The 15,307-nt window shown below is 42.2% G+C and carries 9 protein-coding genes; all 9 read right to left on the reverse strand.

Annotated features, from left to right (window positions below; translation table 11 throughout):
• The coding region (locus DXD65_RS20320; protein WP_199670752.1) for a glycoside hydrolase family 97 N-terminal domain-containing protein at positions 1 to 821 on the reverse strand (821 nt) is incomplete at its 3' end.
• A 40-nt stretch (positions 822 to 861) separates the two neighbouring features.
• Positions 862 to 3,774, reverse strand: a complete 2,913-nt coding sequence (locus tag DXD65_RS20325; RefSeq protein ID WP_057259242.1) for a GH116 family glycosyl hydrolase — start codon at positions 3,772 to 3,774, stop codon at positions 862 to 864.
• A gap of 93 nt (positions 3,775 to 3,867) precedes the next feature.
• A complete protein-coding gene (locus tag DXD65_RS20330; RefSeq protein ID WP_117887896.1) occupies positions 3,868 to 5,964 on the reverse strand; it encodes a hypothetical protein in 2,097 nt (698 codons plus the stop codon).
• Between the two features lie 22 nt (positions 5,965 to 5,986).
• Positions 5,987 to 7,393 (reverse strand): DUF4185 domain-containing protein, encoded by a 1,407-nt coding sequence (locus tag DXD65_RS20335; RefSeq protein ID WP_117887897.1) that lies wholly within the window; start codon positions 7,391 to 7,393, stop codon positions 5,987 to 5,989.
• A gap of 143 nt (positions 7,394 to 7,536) precedes the next feature.
• Positions 7,537 to 7,950: a DUF4945 domain-containing protein gene (locus DXD65_RS20340; protein ID WP_009037502.1), complete on the reverse strand. Its 414-nt coding sequence runs from the start codon at positions 7,948 to 7,950 to the stop codon at positions 7,537 to 7,539.
• A 24-nt stretch (positions 7,951 to 7,974) separates the two neighbouring features.
• On the reverse strand, positions 7,975 to 9,810 hold the full coding sequence (locus DXD65_RS20345) for a RagB/SusD family nutrient uptake outer membrane protein (RefSeq protein WP_034529209.1): 1,836 nt from the start codon (positions 9,808 to 9,810) through the stop codon (positions 7,975 to 7,977).
• A 19-nt stretch (positions 9,811 to 9,829) separates the two neighbouring features.
• Positions 9,830 to 13,039: a SusC/RagA family TonB-linked outer membrane protein gene (locus DXD65_RS20350; RefSeq protein WP_009037504.1), complete on the reverse strand. Its 3,210-nt coding sequence runs from the start codon at positions 13,037 to 13,039 to the stop codon at positions 9,830 to 9,832.
• A 63-nt stretch (positions 13,040 to 13,102) separates the two neighbouring features.
• Positions 13,103 to 14,284, reverse strand: coding sequence for a glycoside hydrolase family 172 protein (locus DXD65_RS20355; protein ID WP_057259240.1), 1,182 nt, complete (start codon positions 14,282 to 14,284; stop codon positions 13,103 to 13,105).
• A 28-nt stretch (positions 14,285 to 14,312) separates the two neighbouring features.
• Positions 14,313 to 15,307 (reverse strand): FGGY-family carbohydrate kinase (locus DXD65_RS20360; protein ID WP_254883924.1); only part of this gene is annotated, 995 nt, incomplete at its 5' end.

The following is a 15,307-nucleotide window of genomic DNA, read 5'->3' on the forward strand; positions in this document are numbered from 1 at the left end:
AGTATATTCGTCTCCAGCAATCCTCCCACCCGGTCTGCAACGGAGATTACGCGCCACGGTGTGCGGTGCGGGAAACTGTCTGTCTCGACCTTTATCTTCTCCTGCCCGAGTTTTGGCGAGAGCTTTCCCACCAGTCCACCCTTCTCCTTCACCAGGTACATTCCCGCATAGTCCCTTATGGCCGCTTCGGTTATGGCCACTGCCACCCCGTTGTCGAACTCGAATGTGGCGGGCATCTCTATCAGCCTTTTCCTTGCCACCTTGTCATATCTTACATGACTGTATACCCCTTCGTGTGTATTCACATACCCGGGCAGGTACATGAGCAACGCCATCGGGTTTCCTTGCAAGTTGAACTGTGTCCTTTCATCATACATCACGTATGAATCCCATGCTTTCTGTTCCGGAAATTCATATCTGAATGCTATCCCGTCATCGAATGCCCTTACAACCAGGTTTATCAGACGGCCGGAATCTGACCGTTCCTGCATGGGAACGGTCATTTCATTGCAACGGCTACGTACACTACTTGTCTTGCCGACAATGAGCTTGTATGTCTCATCAATCTTTTTACGCTGCACCTTTCCTGCTTTAAGATTCCTTCCGAACTCTCCGCTATCAAAGCTGAAACCAAGCAAAGAATTTGTTATAAGAGGCTGCTTCCTATAGTCGATGTCATATGAAACACTCTCCGACGTCACTTTCAGAGAAAATCTAAGTTTTCCGTCAGGAGACGATACAGACATTCTCTGCTGTGCAGAAACAGCCATAAAGCAAAATAGTGCAACACACAAAACAAAAAGTTTCTTCTTCTCTGTCATCTTAATCTGTCTTTGATTGTACATCCTATCCTAATTGACCTCAATCCACAATCTTGCCCGAAACATTATAGCGTTTCACATCAATGTTGCCATAAACCACATTCAACACAGGCTTTCCTGCTTTCCATTCAATGGTTCCGAAACCGGTATCAGTACTGATGAAACTTTTGAAATCACCAATCTTAGAATTGATGTACATGGTTTTGTCAACAGCATCATACCGTACTCCTGTAAGCCCCTGCAACATTCCATAGCTTGCCATGGCACGTGCATACCAGTGGCCGCACTCTATCTCATTGAATGGGTTTCTTACTCTTCCATCATATCTCTCACGGCATTCACGGACAATATCCAAGCCCTTTTCCACCTCACCTTTCATCATCAAATGACTGGCAACCTGATATTCGATACCGGTCCAGACTTCATTGCTGTATACAAAAGGCAGTGACAGCATACCACCCTTCGGCCATGTGCAAAGCAATAATCCGCCATCCTTACCACAAGCATACACCGGTCTTTGAGGATTGAAATGGTCTATCAAGTCATGTTTCAGATTGTATTTGTGTACGGCCACCAGATGGCTCCTGACCTTTTCATTGTCCAGCACTTCATCCAGTCCGCATACGGAAGCCATCCACATCCCTAAAATTCCATCGGACAGACAACCGGTACCGTATTGGTATTTTGGCCCTTCTTCCTTCAGCAATTTCAGGGCCTCTTCGGAATAACTTCCCCCGAAAGACATTACATCAACCGGATTGGGAGCCTGAAGCCCTTCCCACTGAATTTTCTGTATGAAATATTCTCCATCGAAGAGTGCAGTTTCCATGTATTTCTTGCCTTTTGACAGCAGGGCCGTATATTCCTTAACGGGCTGCTTCAGCTCCTTGCCCATCTCTATAAACGCAGTCAAAGCTCCCAAATAGAAACTTGTACACATGCCGTCCGGTCCCCAGAACTCGATGTCATAAGTATTGTGGTGCGGCTCTTCAAGATAGCCCTTATGCAAGGGGTCCCATGTACGGATGCAATAGTCAAGACTCTTTTTCACTGCCGGGAAAAGGTCTTTCATCCACTGTGTATCCCCGCTGATACGCCATTCACGGTAAACTTTCATAATCCCGCCCAACTGTCCGTCGGCAGCAGCATGGAAGTTGTGAGGCGGTGCCGAAATAGGCAAGTTGACTCTAAAATTCTGGTGTCCTTCCGTATTCTGGCTTACCCTGAATTCCGTTTCACGCAAGGTTCTTTCCAAAGACGGGAACAAATGGGGCAAAGCCTGTGCATAGTTCCACACATGCGTACAACTTCCGTGACAAGAGCCAAAAGAATCCTGACATCCTTCCCAAGCCCAAAATCTTCCATCCCATTGACGTAATACCGTAGGAGATTTCAATATAGTTAAATTAGCAGCAACAGCCTCCAGTACTTCTGCCGGCAAAGAGGAACTATAGAATGCATCGCTGAACAGCCGGCTGTTCTTTTCCAGCATCGCCTGGTTTGCATCCCAATAGCCGATAACCTCATTCAAACTCTTGAAGCGCTCCGAGTACCAAGGTCTGTAGGTAGCTTCGACATCTCCTTCATCTGCCAGGAATTGTTTTTCTTCTTCAGAAGAATCCACAACCTGCCAGTCTCCCCAACTGTTACTTTCAAAATCGGCAAGTAAGGTGGATGTAGAAGACAAGTTGTAAATATCTTCATTCCTATTGTCTGTCAACACAAACTGGTCGGCCAGAATATGTCCCCACGGGTAAACATCCAAATCAATGACTTTCACAAAAGCCTTCTTTCCTTGATAAGGTTTCAAATCCCATACGGTTTCACTCAGAGTCTCCGTCTGATTTCCGACCGCCGTCTCTACAATCTTTCCGTCTACTACAAGATTTACAGAAGTACGGTCAGCCTGACTGCCTCCACCTACCAGAAACTTCAGATATCTTTTCCCAATATTGAACTCAGGAGACTGAATAATACCCGTCAGTCCATCTCCACCCCTATCGAACGAGTTCAGCAACTGCTTGCCGACAAAGCCGCTCACAGGTTGCTGACCGGAAGCCGTTCCCTTGCAGGGCATTCCCGTAAATGCCTGTCCTACCTTTCTGGCACCACCGATAGAAAGGTTTGAATCGGGCAGATACCAGCAGAAGTTTACCCTGACTGTTTTCGTCTCTCCCGGCTGCAACGCTAACGGAACATAAACAGACGCTCCCGGAGCAGCACCTTTAACCGGTTGCTTATCAGCGATCCGCCCATAGCGAATATTATCCCAAACCACAGTCTGCGGATCGAACCAGGCACCACGGAACCAACAATGGTCTACGACAGCAGCATCATTGTCCACATAAATGGCCAGTCCGCTGTTGTTCTGATCGGATTCTAAAACAAACCCGTTCTTTACTCCTTGAATAGTACCCTGACCATCAATGAAATTTTTGGTATTATAAGAAAATACCGTCTCGATAGCCTTACCGGAAGTATTTGTAAATTGATATTCCAGTACTCCAACCGGCAAACTGGAATTGTCCGCATCCGTCGGAATGAAAGGACTCCAACCCGTAATCTTTGCAGCCAAAGGCATATCCTTGTCTTTCAAATCTACAGTTGCAAAAGGGAAACGTGCCTGGAATACCGCCTCTTCAAAGCGTGGAAGACCGTACGTCTTGTCTCCCCTACCTAAACCACTCTGTGCAGGACCAAATAACTTCCAAGTCGGAACCTGCCCTTCCAATACCTTTGCTCCGTTCTCAACCCCCTTTACATAAATCGCAGCAAAGGTATACGGCTCATTCATCACATCAGGATGGTGTCTGAGAGACACATGCGAAATGGCACCGGTTCCCTCCAAACAGAACATTCCGGCGCCGATTCCCCCTATAGGAAATGCAATCTTATCCAGATATTCCTTTTGATACTTACCGTTAAACTCCCGCCCTTCACTGTTCTGGGACATTGCTTTACCCGGAAACAGTATAGCCACATTAAATAGGGCCAATAAAGTTAAAGTTGATCTTACCATAGTTGAATTATTAATGTTAACGAATCATTATTCTATTTTTCCAAATTTATCAAGGATGCGGTTGTACGCTTCAGCCGCTGCTCCATTTCCCCAATCATAGATTGTAAACTCACCCATACCTTCACCTACCGGATTTGTACGGCCGCCATGCCCGTAATTTTCCATCATGAATCCATAATCCTCTGAAGCAAAGAACGGATGGACTTTTTCCCATTGCTGTTTGGTTTGAGGATTTTCAGTACAATACATCATTACAAAAGATGCCTTAAGTGCAGCATATCCCCGTTCTATATACTCTGGCTTATCAAGAAGTTTTCCATATTGAATGATGAGTTCGGAAAAAAGACTTTCGCGTGAATCATTCCATTCACCATCGGCATTCAACACACCAAAACCACCCAATACATTTACATACATGTATGGCGGCTGCCACGATGCTTGGGTCATCAGCAATTCATCAAGTGTACGCTGTCCATAATCAAGATATTCTTTATTTGAGGTAAGACGATAGCACTCCAGTAAGGCTTCAGCTGTCCAGAACATTGAAAAATTATTCTGTTTATGCATATTGTTCCGCAAAACTTTTTTACCTACCAAGTTATCCGAACCGTAACGAGAACAAGACCAATAGGTTTCAAAGTCTTCCCACTTCCCAACCGGGATAATTTCATGGATAACTGCATTCATGGCTTTAAATGCTGCCCGTTTATACTCTTCCTTATGTGTAAGCTCATACAGTTTAAGTAAAAAAGTAACTGATAAAGATGTTTCAGGAGAAGCATTCAAATGGTTCATCGGCTGCATTGTCTTTAAGTCAAGCCAGCCAGGGAAAAAACCATTTTCATACTGTATTCCAAGTAAAGCCATCGCATAATCTTCTGCATAAGCCAAAAGACGGGCATCTTTTTCTAATTCATCATACCACCGAAGCATCAACAATGCTGTCCAACTCATATCAAGAATATGATACGGAGATTCTTTCGGATTCCAGGTATAAGGATTTCTGTTGGAATTTCCCCAATAATAGGTATTCCACCCCTTGCTCCGATTATACTTTTTACCATCAATCTCTACTTCATGCATTTCCGTACCGATAAGTCCATAGAAAAAACCATTCCTCTGCGGAAATGACAGAGCCAGTTCTTTTGTCAAATTTGCTTTTGCAAGAAGCTCCCTATTACCGGTTCTTCTTGCATATCGATATAATCCACTTGCAGAACGCAATGAACTGAACCATGCCTGATTCCAGATAGAACGAAATTCACGTTCATTAATCTCTCCCGGATAATTAGGACTTTGAGTAACATTCACAATAAATACGGGAGCACCCACTTTTTTCCCATCTAACTCAAATTGCTGCCACACATTTTCTGACCATGAATTAAAAGCCCAATTATAAGTATGTTTCACATACGTTTCTAGGTTCTCCTTCACCGGATTACCTTTCTCATATGCAGCATGCCCCCATCGACTCCACATAAATTCTAACGGCTTCTTAAAAGGATTCCGCAATACTTCCTTGCTATCAGAATACATCAAATAAAAGCCTATTTCAATATCTCCTTTTGGGTAAGTAGTTTCTTGATCACGCTCAAACAGAACGTGTTCGGATACATGGTTATTACACATTCCGAGAATAAGTGTATTAGAGGATGCGTCCATATCCATATACCATCGTACAGGAGTCCCCTTCTGCATAATATCCAAATCGGGGATAAGAATAAGAGTTTGATGATCGTCTGCTACGATAAGGGCAGGAGAACGGAATACATGTTGATCGATGACATTTCTATCAGTAGGAGTAAGATGTGGCGCCCAATGGAATGAAGGTAAAAAATCCGGCTTTACCGCTATACGCCAATCACCTTGTTGAACAGAGTTTTTAAGCGAAAAAGAAAGGTTTATGTACAAAGTGTTGTTATCTATCACTTTCACATGGCTTTTTCCTCTCTCAATTCCTAATAAATCATACTGTATAGCATCAATAGCTTTACTAAAATTCTTCGGAAAAACACCCTTATTCAACTCAATTCTCTCTTGTGCATCCCAATGCTCTTGAGCACAGATGCCTATGTTGGACATTATCATCCAAACAAAAGTTATAATTAATGTGCGTGTGTTCATGATATTATATTTATCAATATAATTAAAACTCTCCCATATCAGCCAATTCAGCCTTCATTAAAAAAACATTATAAGGCATCCACATTGACATCGTAAAATATAAATTATCACCAGTTACCGACAACGGATGAATGTAAGAACCATACAATTGGGCATACTCTCTACCATTAGCAAGCTCATAGGGTTCACTCCATGGGCCAGTTATGTCTTCTGCCGTACGCATAGTTATATTATATCTATCTGCATTGAAATAAGCAATTATCCATTTCTTATGTGTCTCGTTATATATAAAAGAAAGTTCACCAACCTTATCTTCTATTAATACTGTTGCCTCATTTTCATTGCCTTTTATCCATTGATTAGTAAAAGCATTCCAATATTCATAAGCTGTCTTATTCTCAATATCTGTTTCATGAAATCGTGCTAATTTAGCATTGCTATCCCTCCCCGTTTGAGTACCTATCATATAAACATATCCATCTTTCTTAAAGTACCCTACCTGGCCAAAGAAACTATAAGATGAGAAGGTTATATTTTTACATTTAGCCCATGTCAAACCATTATCAACCGACTTATATATTCCCGAATAATTTGTAATCCATCCCGTCCAATTTCTCATATTAAAATAATGCACATAATCTATTCCATTAGCACGAATAGCAGCTGTTGGGATAGAAGTCCAATCACCATTACCTGACGAATCTTTTCCTCCATATACTATCTCGCGGGCATACCCTTTATCATCAGTAGCCATATTACTGAATGACAATCCATCTTCTAAATCATTATCCTCCGAGAAAGCCAGCACATTACTACGCCAACTCCCTCCGTTAGGTCCAGGATTAGCCGGATTCGGTTTAAAGTCATACCCAAAAGTATCACCAAAGAAAATTCCATATTTTCCGGGCTGCATCTCCCAAATAATGCCAAGATCTGTTCCTCCTACATTCCATTTTGTCGCAGTATTATTAGGACTTGGAAAGTTTTCTCCATTTATTATACTCCCTGTAACGCGAGCTATACGAGTAACATTACGAATAAAAAAACCCCAACGGTTATCCACATTCAAAGAGAGTTCTTTCGACATATTACCATCTTTGTAAAAGGCAGCCAATACTAGCCGAAAATTCTGTGGATCTGTTTTTTGGATGGTATAATTGAAAATATAATCAGACGTAAGTTCGCTTTGACTTATCTTAGCTGAATAGCTGTCACCTACACTCTTTCTAACCAGCAAATAATCTATGGCATCAATATCCTTAAAATTCAATGTTGTTGATACAATTTTTGTATCCTTATTTGGAATCAAATGAGTATCCAAAGGTATAATTTCATCAATAGGAATATAAGTTTCAGTTTCTTGTTCAGAAGTACAAGAAACAAATAAAAATATAAACGAAGAGAATGCTATAAATAATATGTTTTTCATGTCTATTGATTCATTTTTCAATTTATCGTAACCAGATAACCCATTCGCCTTATATCAAATATTAAAATAGAGAGTGAGCTGACTCAGAAAAATACCAGTAAAAGCCCACTCTCTATCATTAACTACAAAAATCCTTCTCGAAACTATTCGACATTAACTATTACACCCTCAGAAGTAACAGTAGATGTACGCCCTGTTTCTTGATTTTCCTCAGTAAAAGTACCTACCAATTTAACGATATAGCGATACTTCTTAGCAGGATCAATAGTGAAAGTATGAGAGGTTTCCTCATTTACCAAGGTTATTCTATCTCTATAAATATTATTTTCCACTATTTGAATCTGTACTGAAATAGGACGTCTGAAGTCTTCTGGAATTACTGAAGGAATACTCCAAGTCAATGTCACTGTAGTAGCATTATCTTGAATATACTGCACATTCTCAGGCGTAGGCATGAAATAATTCAAGCCCTTGTCATCAAGCACATCTCTGTCATAGCAGCTGGACAGTGATAACACTACCAACAACATTGTAAAAATGGTTACTATCTTTTTCATAATTTTCTTCTTAATAGTTAAACATTAATATCCCGGATTCTGCGTATAGTTACCCTTTGAATAATTCATTTGTGGTTGGGAAATCGGAAAGTACTCATCACGACCGGCAGTAAAACGAGCATCATTGAACCAATCGAAGCGAGTTCTTTCAATAGCAAAATATTCGTTCATTGTCTTTTCCAACAATCCCCAACGCTGCAAATCAAAGAAACGATGACCTTCGCAAGCAAATTCAAGACGATTTTCCCACATTAAGGCTTTCCATGCAAAGTCCTTAGTCCAATTACAGTTAATACCCGGCTGATAAGTAGCAATATGATAATTCATTGTATATGAACCGTCAGCTTGAGTCAAACGAACCAAACTATTGGCAGCACGAGTACGAATCTGGTTAATATATGGCAGGGCTTCCATTTCTCTATCCAATTGAATCAAAATCTCAGCTTTCCACAGCAACACGTCATCGTAACGAATCATCTTCTTATTCATAGAATTAAATTGCCATCCATCATAAGCAATACAACCACAATCAGGATGTGGCATATCTTTGATGGGTTTCAAGAAACTATAAGTAATCGGATCACGAGTAGCAGTTGAATGGAATAATAAATCAGGATCATACTTCCAAGGCTGTCCAGGAGCTACGATAGTATGGCTAAATCGGGGATCCCATGTATACTTATCAAAGTAAGGCTTAGCGCCAGAATTAACGATATCCAAATTATAAGAACCATCTGAATTTTTAATATATTGACCATAATCATCCTCATTATAATCCTCGAAACGGGGTAAACCGTTTTCATCTGTCTTAAACGCATTAGTCAACGTATAGCTAGCATGGTTAAAGTCACAACACTTAAATACAAAATTACCAGGTTGTGTTTCGGGCCACATCCATGGATGATTCAAACCTTCAGCGCGATTAAATCGACCTGCTGTATGAAAATTATTATCAAGAGCAAATTGTAATTCCCAAATGGATTCTTTAGTAGCATTATCATACTCTACCAAAAAGTTATTACCAAAATCAGATTCCAAACCTACACGACCACCTTCTTGATCAATAATTTTATCAATATAAGGCAAAGCTTCTGCAAGTAATTCCTTATTGATATTTATCACCTGATGACGGTCATCCTGTTCGTAAGCCATATTTAATATTGTCCTAGCAACCATAGCAGTAGCAGCATTACGGCTTACACGGCCTTTATCCATCTGATCCAAAGGCAATAATTCTTCAGCTTTCTTAAAATCATCAAGAATACGTTGCCATAAGTAGAGATCATTCCCTTTATCCAATTCACGGTTAGGCACTGCTTCAAAAGCATCTGACATACCTACTACATTCTCATCAATATAGGGTACATATTTCCAAAGTTTTTTCAAACGATACAACGTAAATGAACGGATAAAGAGCATCTCACCCATAAAACTATTCTTATTAGGTAACTCTTCTTCCGTAAAATTTGCCATTCTTTGAATTGCTGTATTACATCTTTGGATAACTTGATAAGAATTATACCAAGTACCATCCAATGCACCAGTATTAGGATTTACATAAGTAAAAAGCGATATGTTACCAAAAGAACCTACAGCATCAGCAACACCACCACCACCTTTGTAGCAGTCATCCGAACGCATAGAACCACTCCACCAATACATATAAGGAGAGGAATCCAATGACCCCATCTCACACATACGGGCATAGGCTGCTGTGACAAAACCTTCTATATCGCTAGGTTTGTTAAGTATATTTTGGTCCAGAACTTGTTTAGGATTGATATCCAAATATGAATCACAACTGCTGACTCCTAATATAGAGCATAGAGCAATTGATAAAGTTATATATTTGCTTTTCATAATAATTTATTAATTAAATTTAAAAAGAAACATTGATACCGAAATTGAAAGTAAATGGTGTCAGATAATGATAAGAAGGTCTTTCTGGATCGAAACTTGTATATTTGTCATCTCCCCAAAACTTCTTCAAAGTAAATACATTGTATGCAGCAGCATACAAACGCAGATTACTCATATGCATTTTTTTGATAAGCTTAGTCGGAAATGTATAACCCAATTCAATATTTCTTAACTTAATGTATGAACCATCTTCTATGAACCAAGAAGAGAATCTTTGTTCTTGATTGGCAGTATTATTCGAGATAGCCGGAATATCAGAATTCGGATTGTCAGGTGACCAACCGCCCAACATACGAGTTGCATGATTTTTCCATGCAGGATTGGTGAAAAGCCAAATATCACTCTCTTTCTTCCAGTCACTATTTACATCATTACCGAACATACCCTCAAAAAACAAGTTCAAATCAAAACCCTTATAAGCGAAATCAAAATTAAGACCTCCAAAGAAATCCGGGTCATAGCAACCTATCCAAGTTCTATCATATGTTTCATTGATTACACCATCACCATCCAAATCCTTGTAGCGAATACGTCCAACTGCTTTACCTGGCTGGTCTGCATGAGCATCAACTTCCTCTTGAGTTTTGAAAATACCATCAGCTACCAAACCATAAGCAGAATTTGGAGAACGTCCTAAAATCAAATCGTGTACACCATCACCAGCATACTTATTGATTACATTGGAAGGAAGGTCAGTCAATTCAGTTTTGTATGTTCCAATATTGGCACTAACAGCCCACTGGAATTCACTGGAGGGGTCACTCTTGAAAGATACTGTAAATTCTACACCTTGGTTATTCATACTAGCACCATTAACCCAAGGTTCACCACCTTCACCCATTGCTGCGATATATGGAGTCTGGACTAAGATATCATTTGTTTTCTTATAGTAATAGTCAAAAGAACCAGTCAAACGTTGATTGAAAAATCCAAAGTCAACGCCGAAGTCTGTTTGTTTGGTTGTTTCCCATTTCAAATCAGGGTTACCAATCCAAGTTCTTCTATAGCCAGACTGCAAAGCGCCGGTTGCTTGTCCCTTAATAGGATATGCAGTATCAAAATAATTAGTAGTAAATGGAGTAGTTGTGTAACCACGAGGTAATCCTTGTACACTACCATTCGTACCCCAACTGAAACGAATTTTCAGATCAGACAACCAGTCCGCATCTTCCATAAAAGCTTCATCCTTAATTCTCCAACCAGCAGAAAATGCAGGAAATACACCATAACGATTATTGACACCAAACAAAGAAGAACCATCACGACGTACAGTTGCAGACAACAAATATTTACCAGCATATGAATAATTGGCCTTAGCAAAAAGAGAGAAATAAGTATATTCATCAGCAGAACTACTTACATCAATTTCATCACCGGTAGCAACACTAAGACCGGCAAAATCACGATCTTCCAAATAAAGTCCTTCTCTACTTGCATAAAAACCTTCTTGTACATAACGGGTAAACTCACTACCAAATACAGCATCAATATGGTGTTTTCCAAAACTTTTATTATAGGACAAAGTATTAGTCCATACATAATTTAACGGATGGGACTGGTTATTTCTTACATAATTTTTATCATTGCCTCTAAAACCTGTCTCCACATAAGCCCCATCTACTGTTCTACTATAAGAGTTACCATAATTTATACCAAACTGAGTTCTAGCAGATATACCATTCCAAATATTCAGGTCTGCAAAAACATTACCAATAATTTTCACATAATTATTGATATTATCTTTACCCATAGTCATTTTACGTACTGGATTATCAAAATCATCAAGTCCTGCAGGTCCTGCCCAATTACCATTTACATCATAAACAGGAACCATAGGTGGCATAATCATAGCCAAAAAGGTTTCCCATTGACTTTTATACTGCAAATAAGAAATAGCTAAGTTTTCTCCTACTTTCAAACGATCTTTAATCAAACTATATTCCGTATTAGCACGTACAGAATATTGTTTGAAAAAAGAATGAATTTGTGTACCTTGGTTGTTAGTATACCCTAATGAAAACAAACTTTTAGCTTTATCCGAACCATTAGAAATAGTCAACTGATGATTTGTAGAAACTGCTGTACGGAAAATCTCATCCATCCAATTTGTATCAGTTGCTTTTACCAATTGATTATTATCCAAATATTCTTTCATTTTCATATTATCCAATACCAGCATTCCATTATCACCTCTATGATACTCATACTCAAAGCCATTGGGTAATAATAGGCCTGAACCATAAGCCCACTCATCATAAGCAGCAGCGCGGAAGGCAGCAGTACCCCATTCTGTGGCGTTCATCATTTCCGGTCTATTTATTATAGAACTTACAGAAACACTACCATTATAGTCAATGGTAGTCTTACCAGCTTTACCTTTTTTAGTTTGGACTAAAATCACACCACCAGAAGCACGTGCACCATAAATTGAGGCAGAAGCAGCATCTTTCAATACCTGAATAGATTCAATATCTCCTGAATTTATGTCACGTAGATTCAGACCTTCAGCTGGCATACCATCCAATACAATTAATGGAGTAACAGCTCCAGACAAAGAAGAAAGACCACGAATTTGAATGCCTATATCTTCTGCAGGATTACCGCCATTGTTGCTAATTTTCACACCGGCCATCTTACCCTGCATAGCTTTCATAACGTTAGCGGAAGTCTTCTTGATGTCTTTTGAATCCGCCAATGCAACCGATCCGGTTAAGTCAGCTTTTTTCTGAGTCATATAACCAGTGTATACAACGACTTCAGACAACATCGTAGCATCACTTTTCATAATAACATCCAAAGATTTCAAGCCTTTAACAGAATATTCTTCTGTTTTTTGACCAATATAAGAAAAGACTAACACAGCATTATCAGAAGGTATTCTTATCGAATATTTTCCCTCCACATCAGTAGTTGTACCTATAGTAGTTCCTTTAACGACAACATTTACCCCAATAAGAGGTTCATTAGTCCCTTCTTCCAGAACTGTTCCTTGTATTACTCTCGCTTGTTGAATCTCATTAGAAGTATCTACGCCATGCTCAGATACTTGAATAGATCCATTTGTCCCCGATGCAGCGGTTGCAAGGGGCAAATTATCCCCTGCATACACTGCAAATGATAGCATTGATGCCAATGCTATGAAACCATTCCTTTTAAAAGAAATCCTCATAATACTTTGATTTAATAGTTAATAAAAAAACAACGTAATTTTAAATATCGGGTATACCCAATTTTACCATCTTGGAATTTCCAAATCGTCCTTGCTCGGCAAAGCCGGGAATTTGGCATGCGGCTCGGCCTGGTACCAGAAAGTGGTCGACGAGATATCCGACTTCTGGTTGTTGTAGCGTCCGTCATGACGCCATCCCAAATCCTGTATCGTGACCTTCAGGTCCTTGTCGAAGCGTACCGGGTCAAGGATATGCCAGCGGTACAGCCCGAAAGCGGTCACCGCACGGTACAGCCCGTCGGGACGGATTACCTGGTGCATGCCGGCATAGGGGGTGGTGAACTCCTGGTACTGGCGCGTCTTCTGGTTCTCGAAATTGTACGAGCCGCAGAAGTAGTCCTCAGTCCCGGTCCCGCAGATAGTCGGGTATTCCTTGTCACCGTCCATGTAGAACTTGATTTCCCCTTCACCCCACCAGCAGTTGTCGTTTACACGCCATGCCAGGTAGGTACCCACGTACTGTCCCTTGCCCTTCACACCGTCAATCAGCGTGTGCAGCGACCCCTGGGTCGGGTTGGAGCGGCGGAACTGCGCGTGGAAGTAGGCCTCGTCCTCAGGAACTTCTGTCAAGGTGTAGTTGATTTGGTAGTACAGGCGCATCTCCTCGGCGGTGTTGATGTTCTCCAGCGTGATACGGGCTTTCTTGCGGAAAGGCATCTTCCAGTAGCAGTTGAAGGCGCTGCCCGGATTCACGCAAACGGCCAGTGAGGAGAGCTGTGCATATTCATTGTATGCGCTGCAGAAGAAGTCACCCACCGGACATTCGACGGAAGGCTCCTTCTCATCGTCCCAGTACATTCTCAGGATGGAGAAGCGCCAGTTCCCGGTCGGTGTCATCCAGATCTGCTGGATGGCTCCCGGACCCTCGATTTCCGCAATCGTGATTGTCTCTCCCGGTTTCACGATGATGAAGGGGTTTACCTTCCAACCCTTGCCCAGGTCCTTGGCCGCATGGTGGGCGTTGGCCACATTGCGCTGGTCCTTGTCCCTGACCGGATCGGCCATGCCGCCCTTGCCCTTCTCGCCTGTAAAGTTCTCAGGGCTGATGGAACGTGTCTTGGCATCGGACAGTCTTGACAGGTTACCCATGTTCATGTCCAGACCGTTGAACGGGTAGTTGCTTTGGGCGTAAACACCCACGGTGACCATGCATAAGGCCGCCAAAATTAATGATTTGATTCTCATGTTTTAAATAGATTAATGGTTTGTATACTTAGTTAATGGTTTCAGCAAGTTTTGCCAGTTCAAGATATTTCTTGTATAGTTTTTCGTAGATGAGGGCTCTTTTCTCATCCGGCCGGTATTCAGCCTCGATGTCCGACCCCATGTGCCTTGTCGCCTCATTGATATCCTTGTACACCCCTGCGGCAACTGCCGCGAACATTGCCGCTCCCAAGGCACAGGTCTGTTCCGAGCGGACCACACGGATGGGCATGTCCAGCACGTCCGCCAGCGTCTGCATCACGAAGGGCGCCTTCTTGCTGATACCTCCGATGGCATTGACCGAATCAATGCGCAGCCCCTGGCCCTTCATATGCTCCACAATACGGCGGGAACCGAAGGCGGTGGCTTCCACCAGCGCACGGAATATTTCCGGGGCGCTGGTACCCAGCGTGAGTCCCGCAACGGCACCCTTCACGTTCTGGTCCGCATCGGGGGTACGGCGGCCGTTCATCCAGTCCAGGGCGACAACACCGTCCTCGGAGGGTTCCATGTCCTGGGCCTCACGGGTGAGTTCCACCAGCATGCCGTCCAGAACTTTCTGCCTGGCCTCCCCTCCGGGGATATCTTTCAGTGTCCATGCCAGCATCTTCCTGAACCAGGCGTAGATGTCTCCGAAAGCCGACTGCCCGGCTTCGAAACCGACGAATCCCGGAAGCACCGAACCGTCCACCTGGCCGCAGATTCCCTTGATACAGCGTCCGCCTACCTCGTCTTTGCCGGCAACCATGATGTCGCAGGTGGATGTTCCCATGATACGTGTCAGTATCCCCGGGGCGACGGATGCGCCTACGGCTCCCATATGGGCGTCCAGCGCCCCCACGGCCACGGCGATTCCTCGGGGAAGTCCAAGCCTGTCTGCCCACTCGGGTGTCAGTTCCCCTGCCTTGGTGTCGCTGGTGTGGGTTTCTGTGAACAGATGGGGGAGCATTTCCTTCAAGGCCGGATTAAGTTCTTCGAGAACTTCGCCGGAAGGAAGACCCCAAC

The sequence above is a fragment of the Bacteroides sp. 4_1_36 genome (genome assembly GCF_003466325.1).
Classification (GTDB): domain Bacteria; phylum Bacteroidota; class Bacteroidia; order Bacteroidales; family Bacteroidaceae; genus Bacteroides; species Bacteroides uniformis.

What these genes read in the sequence shown, in the direction of transcription:
- DXD65_RS20340 (WP_009037502.1), bottom strand. Translation starts at nt 7,950, where the DNA reads ATGAAAAAGATAGTAACCATTTTTACAATGTTGTTGGTAGTGTTATCA.
- DXD65_RS20330 (WP_117887896.1), bottom strand. Translation starts at nt 5,964, where the DNA reads ATGAACACACGCACATTAATTATAACTTTTGTTTGGATGATAATGTCC.
- DXD65_RS20325 (WP_057259242.1), bottom strand. Translation starts at nt 3,774, where the DNA reads ATGTCCCAGAACAGTGAAGGGCGGGAGTTTAACGGTAAGTATCAAAAG.
- DXD65_RS20355 (WP_057259240.1), bottom strand. Translation starts at nt 14,284, where the DNA reads ATGAGAATCAAATCATTAATTTTGGCGGCCTTATGCATGGTCACCGTG.
- DXD65_RS20335 (WP_117887897.1), bottom strand. Translation starts at nt 7,393, where the DNA reads ATGAAAAACATATTATTTATAGCATTCTCTTCGTTTATATTTTTATTT.
- DXD65_RS20350 (WP_009037504.1), bottom strand. Translation starts at nt 13,039, where the DNA reads ATGAGGATTTCTTTTAAAAGGAATGGTTTCATAGCATTGGCATCAATG.
- DXD65_RS20345 (WP_034529209.1), bottom strand. Translation starts at nt 9,810, where the DNA reads ATGAAAAGCAAATATATAACTTTATCAATTGCTCTATGCTCTATATTA.